We start from the raw sequence: 3861 nt of genomic DNA, 5'->3' as shown, positions 1-3861 counted from the left end.
GTGAAGAGCAGCTCACCCTGCAATTTGGTGCCAGAGACCCTGAACACCAAAGTGTCATGTTGGCCGGTATGGAAGGTAGCCACGACGTTGCTGTAGAGATTGGCAGCACCGAGCCTCTTGGATCCGCCCGTGTTGGCAGCGGTAGCACCCGGCTAGGCCTGGCCGACGAGCGTGACCTGATGGACGCCGAGGTTGCGATCGTTGCCCCAGCCGTGGTCGGCGTTGTGGATGAACTTCACCGCGACATCGTGAGCGCCTGCGCCGAAGTTGCCCGTCAGGGTGATGTCCTGGGTCTGACCAGCAGCATGCGAAGCAGAGGTGGTCAGCACACCGCCGACCTGCTTGCCGTCGACCGTCACGGTGAAGTGCGGGTCACCCTGCCAGTTGTCGCCAGAGACCTTGAACACCAAGTGTCATTTTGGCCGGTATGGAAGGTAGCGCTACCGTTGCTGGAGAGATTGGCAACACAGAGGCTGTTGGATCCGCCCGTGTTGGCAGACGTATCACCCGCCTAGGTTTGCCCGTGCAGCGTGACCTGCTGGACGTAGACGTTGCGATCGTTGCCCCAGCCGTTGTCGGCGTTGTCGATGATCTTCACCGCGAGAGCGCGGTCGCCTGAGCCGAAGTTGCCCGTCAGGGTGATGTCCTGGGTCTGACCAGCAGCATGCGAAGCAGAGGTGGTCAGCGTGCCGCCAACCTGCTTGCCGTCGACCGTCACGGTGAAGTGCGGGTCACCCTGATAGGCGTCTTCTGAAACGCGAAGGATCAGAGTGCTAGACCTCCCTTCGCTACCATTTGACAAATAGGAATCATCACCAACAATCGCACTGATACTTAATCCGATATCTTTTAGTATGGCTAAATCAAGATCCGATATGGAATAACGCTGTCCGTAATAGAAGGCTACGCCGTTCATTAAGTCGTGCCCAGCGCTCTCAGCGACGTCATTTCCAAGATGATTATACTGCTCACCATTCTGTAATGTTGTTATCGGAACTAAATTTCCATAAATGGCGCTCGCGTAGGCCCCATTGAACGTTGCGGATCCATCAATATTTAACGTTATAAGACGATCCCAAGGTGTCTCGTACCCAGCAAGCCTGCCGTCTATGGGACTGCGATACCCAAGAAATCCTAGGCCATGCCCGATTTCATGCATAAATACGCTCAACCCATCTACCTTATCTGATGGAATTGCCGTTAATTTAGTAGGATCAAACCAAAGCGTTTGTAAAAAGTCCGGATCTACGTTTATAGTGAGGTCTGGCATAACTCCGTTTGAATCAATCCCTGTCCTTAGTTCATTGACAGTCCCTAATTCAACGAGTGATATTGAGTTATCAAAGCTCAAATTTACAGCGGTCGCAACACTTGCATTAGCACGCGTTGTGGGTCCAACATCAATTTGAATGTCAAGCGATCCAAATCCAGAGATATATCGCGACCATTCAGATGCAGCAGCCCGCACAACTGTAAGAAGTGCTGTGTCTTTTTCAAAACTACTTGGATCGTTTATTGACACAGAGTAGCTATATGCCACGGCAGACTCCCCAAAAACCATAATTATCAAATTGTATTTACATAGCAATTTACATTTAAATTAATATTCGTAGATTGTAAAGTACTAAGATAATTTAATCAACAGGAATAAACGTAATATTTGACGACGTTCGGCTCAGAAAAATTACTGCGCTTACCCATTGGAGTTCATTATAATGTCCAGTACGGTCTTCGCAGGGCAGCCGTGTATCGGTTGTTGATTTATGCAAAGATCATAGCGAAGAAACTGACAGTCCGTTCATTCTATCTATTTGTTAATTATATCCACTTGCTATTACACAAACCGTTACGGAGAAACTTCGTGCGGTATCTCCTATTAGTGCTACCTTTATGAGGACGACTACGCCGACATAGTCGAGCCAGCATACATCCTCTTCAAGAACGGCTGCGGCGAGTTCGTCTTTCGGTATGTCACCGGGGCTTTCGCTGGCGGAGCCCGCCGCAGGGGATATCACGCCGCTAATACGTTCGACTGGAACGGCAATGACTGAAGGGACCCGGTCTGCATCTAACCTCGCTTCATGTCCACTCCTTCGGTCCTGACTGATCCTCTCAATCAGCCTGGTCCAAAGCCAGCCGGTCACGTCAATGACGGACATCGAATGCCGTCCCTACCCTTTCTGATCTCTTCGGTTCCGGTCGGGGATCGGAGAAGCGCTCCTGCGTCCAGACAAAGGTTAAGCCTTCTGTAATGTTATTGGTGTCTCGTGATGTTCGGTCACTTCAACCGGGCAGCCATTCTCGCGAGGCCATTGCCATGTGTCGTACTGCCTTCGCGATAATCACAATCGTCAGCTTAATTGAACCTGTAGCGGCTCAAAGGCGCTTCGCTGTCCCACATTCTCAGCCGACAGCGATCAGCACGCAAGGCTCGCACGTTGAGCAGGTACCTGATGATCCAACGATCACGGGTGCTATTGCCAACGCAGAAGCGCGTACGCGCATGGATGCTTTTGATCGTCGTATTGCGGCCCGCAGCAACCAAGCGGTACGCTCGATATGCCCCGAGTGTGCGTCTGACGCCAGGCGGCACAAATGGGCTGCCAGACGCATTGAAGCTAAGGCGGAAGTGTCGGAGTTCCCAATTAAAGATCCAGCCCAAGCACCTAGTGAATAGGACCTCATGATTTGGTCCGACCCCATCCTGCGCCTCGCTGCCCTAAACCCGCATCTCTACGAGAAGGACTGCGTGAGGTTGGTCGATATCATTCTCGGGTGCTCTTCCGGCTTGTGATTGTATGGAAATCCGCGGGTTCGAGTCCTTCGCAGTGAGAGAACAGCCAATCCGGCAAGGGCGCAACCCGAGAACAGAGACTCGGATCGTGGTGCCGGCCAAGACGGTGCTTGCCTTCAAAGCCGGCAAGGAGATGCGGGATCGGCTAAGCCCCGAAGTAGCTCTACGCTGAGACAGCATTTCAGTGACTGCGCGCTGCGGGCCCCTTGGCAGTGATCTAGTCGGGTGAGAGGACGTGGCCTTCTTCAATGGTGAGCATGGCGTGGTATAGGCCATCTTTGCTCCGACGCCAGTAATCCAAGCTTGGACGGTCTTTGTAACGAACTCCGGCCCGTTATCCGAATGGATATGGCTAGGTACGCCGCGTAGGATGAACAGATCCGAGAGCACCGAGCAACAGCGGAGACGCACAGCGGCTTCACCCTACCTCTGGCTACGTACTCCTGCGGGAGGCGACAGACTGGTACCGCAGCCCTTCTTCGAGCATGGTGCAACGCAACTATGAGTTGCAAACGAGGATGTCATGCTTGTACTCACATTAACAGCCTTACTCGGTGGGGTAGCAACGGCTGCCTGGATGGCTGATTACGAAGTGATCGCTGTTATCTTGACAATGCCATTGGGGGGAAGCCTAGCTGCAACGGTCGCCGTTATCATGTTGATGCTTCGTGATAAAGCGACTAAGAGGGAAAGAGAGGCTTTGACCCTTCCCAGACTGATTCGCCTGATCCGCCCCCATTGAAGTGGTCCGCCCTTTGGGATGGCTTTTGAGCCTGGGGGACGGACAAGATGGTAAAACACCCGAAGTCTAAGGAGATTGTTAACAAGCTACGTCAGGCGGACGTGCTGATCTTGACCTAACCGGTAATTTCGACCAGGCCGATTGATAGGCTACTGCATTGTGGTGGGCATGGGTAGTCGGAAGGCTAGCTGTGCAGTCCCGAGGTGTGGTGGCATCAGTTTCGCTGAGGTCGCTGCATTCCGGGAGGCGTTATGGGACAGGTTCTTCACGGCTGCGCCACGACCACGCACGCGGTCAGAGCAGCGCTACAGCGATCGAAAGCTCC

The 3861-nt window shown here is 53.0% G+C and carries 4 protein-coding genes and 1 pseudogene; 1 reads left to right on the top strand and 4 read right to left on the bottom strand.

Translation table 11 applies throughout. The features are described 5' to 3' along the window. Positions 1 to 152: 152 nt before the first annotated feature. From MKK70_RS19535 to MKK70_RS19525, 3 genes are all read right to left on the bottom strand, one after another. Positions 153 to 407: a carbohydrate-binding domain-containing protein gene (locus tag MKK70_RS19535; protein WP_243949422.1), complete on the bottom strand. Its 255-nt coding sequence runs from the start codon at positions 405 to 407 to the stop codon at positions 153 to 155. Between the two features lie 104 nt (positions 408 to 511). Then, positions 512 to 1540, bottom strand: a complete 1029-nt coding sequence (locus tag MKK70_RS30885; protein WP_243949420.1) for a carbohydrate-binding domain-containing protein — start codon at positions 1538 to 1540, stop codon at positions 512 to 514. Positions 1541 to 1814: 274 nt separating this feature from the next. Then, entirely contained in the window at positions 1815 to 2159 is a 345-nt protein-coding gene (locus tag MKK70_RS19525; protein ID WP_243949418.1) for a hypothetical protein, read from the bottom strand. Between the two features lie 603 nt (positions 2160 to 2762). Between MKK70_RS19525 and MKK70_RS19520 the strand changes: the two genes are divergently transcribed. Continuing rightward, positions 2763 to 2966, top strand: coding sequence for an HU family DNA-binding protein (locus MKK70_RS19520; RefSeq protein ID WP_409568297.1), 204 nt, complete (start codon positions 2763 to 2765; stop codon positions 2964 to 2966). A gap of 77 nt (positions 2967 to 3043) precedes the next feature. Here the strand turns inward: MKK70_RS19520 and MKK70_RS19515 are convergent. Further along, positions 3044 to 3184: pseudogene (locus tag MKK70_RS19515) on the bottom strand (IS3 family transposase); the annotation flags it as partial. Positions 3185 to 3861 lie beyond the last annotated feature (677 nt).

Source organism: Methylobacterium sp. E-041, from assembly GCF_022829665.1.
Classification (GTDB): domain Bacteria; phylum Pseudomonadota; class Alphaproteobacteria; order Rhizobiales; family Beijerinckiaceae; genus Methylobacterium.
The sequence above is the reverse complement of the archived record's forward strand: the minus strand, read 5'-3'. Positions and strand labels throughout refer to the sequence as shown.

Bases quoted from the DNA above. Each gene is read 5' to 3' on its own strand.
- MKK70_RS19525 (WP_243949418.1), bottom strand. From the start codon at position 2,159: ATGTCCGTCATTGACGTGACCGGCTGGCTTTGGACCAGGCTGATTGAG.